Genomic DNA, 1,476 nt, shown 5'->3' on the forward strand with positions numbered 1-1,476 from the left:
GGGGGGTGCCCCTATGTCTCTTGTCAAGCGGCGAGGGCCGGTTCGGGAAGGCGTGGCTGGTAGAGGGTGCCGTCGCGGAGCATGGCGTAGAGGACGTCGGAGCGGCGTCTGGCGAGTGCGATGAGCGCTTGGTTGTGGCGTTTGCCCTGAGCGATCTTCCGGTCGTAGTAGGCGCGGGACTCGGGGTCTCGGAGCGCCGCGAACGCGGAGAGGAACATGGTCCGTTTCAGGATCTTGTTGCCCCGGCGGGAGGGATGCTCACCCCGGATCGAGGTCCCGGACCTTCGGGTGACGGGTGCAAGACCGGCGTAAGCGGCGAGGTGCCCGGCGGTGGGAAAGGTCTTCGTGGTGACTTCGGTGAGGAGCCGGGCCGCGGTCCTGACGCCGACTCCGGGCATGCTCGTCAGGACCGGCTGAAGAGGGTGAGAGTCGACGATCTTCTCGACCTCGACGGCGATTTCGTCCCGTTGCCTGCGCAGTGCGGCGAGCTGTTCCGCGAGGCGTGGGAGCACGAGCGCGGCGGCGTCGGTGCCGGTGACCACGACCGTCTGCTCACCGAGAGCGCTGGTGATCTCGCCCGCCCAGACGCGGCCCTTGCGGGGTGCGTTCTTCAGGAGCCGGTTCCCGAGCCGCTTCTCGCCCGCCGACTTCATCGCGGCCGGTGACGGGTAGTGCTGCAGCAGGTCGAGCATCGCGGGATGGTCCAGCCTCGGTCCGATCACGCGCTCGAGTGCGGGGTGAATCTGCGTGAGCAGGCCGCGGATCCGGTTGGAGACCTGGACGATCTGCCCGGCGAGGTCGTCGTCGAACCCGCAGAGCATGCTCAGCTCTGCAACCTGCTCGTCGGCGACCTGGATGGATCGGAGCGTGTGCGGCATCGTCCGTGCGGTCTCAGCGATGATCGCGGCATCCCTCGCATCGGTCTTCGCCTCACCGGGGTGCAGATCGGCGATGCGGCGCATCGCCAGCCCGGGAAGGTAGCCGACCAGAGCGCCAGCCGCCTGCGCGACCGCGACCGGCAACGCGCCGATCGTCGCGGGCTGATCCACGACCAGCAGGATCGTGCCGTGCGTCGCGAGCTGGTCGAGCACTCCACGAAGCCGGCGTTCGTCGTTCGGTAGCGCCTTGTCGAAGAGCTTCTTGCCGGCCCGGTCGAGGGCGACGGCGTGGTGTTCGCCCTTCCCGACGTCGAGCCCGACGAACACGTCGACCTCGTCGTATCTGCCGATGCTGGTGACCACAGTGTCCTCCGTTCGCTCACGACGGCGTCCGCGACGGTGCGTCTCGGCATCCACGTTACGAACGGCCTCGAGCATGCTCGGGTCCAGCCCCTATCAGCGATCACACACCGCCAACCAGGCCCGGTGACAACACCCCCCGGATCATCAAAGACAGGGGGCAGCAATCATGCCGGGCCCGGCAGGCCGTCACCGCCTAGCATCCTCCGCCAGACGGTCACGAAGAAAGTAACGGGTC

General features: G+C 68.0%; 1 protein-coding gene. It reads right to left on the reverse strand.

From position 1 onward, the window contains the following. Positions 1-23 precede the first annotated feature (23 nt). Complete coding sequence (locus tag ACYVJ0_RS13490) at positions 24-1,241, reverse strand: IS110 family RNA-guided transposase (RefSeq protein ID WP_460818368.1); 1,218 nt, start codon at positions 1,239-1,241, stop codon at positions 24-26. Positions 1,242-1,476 lie beyond the last annotated feature (235 nt).

The sequence above is a fragment of the Microbacterium petrolearium genome, from assembly GCF_054782875.1.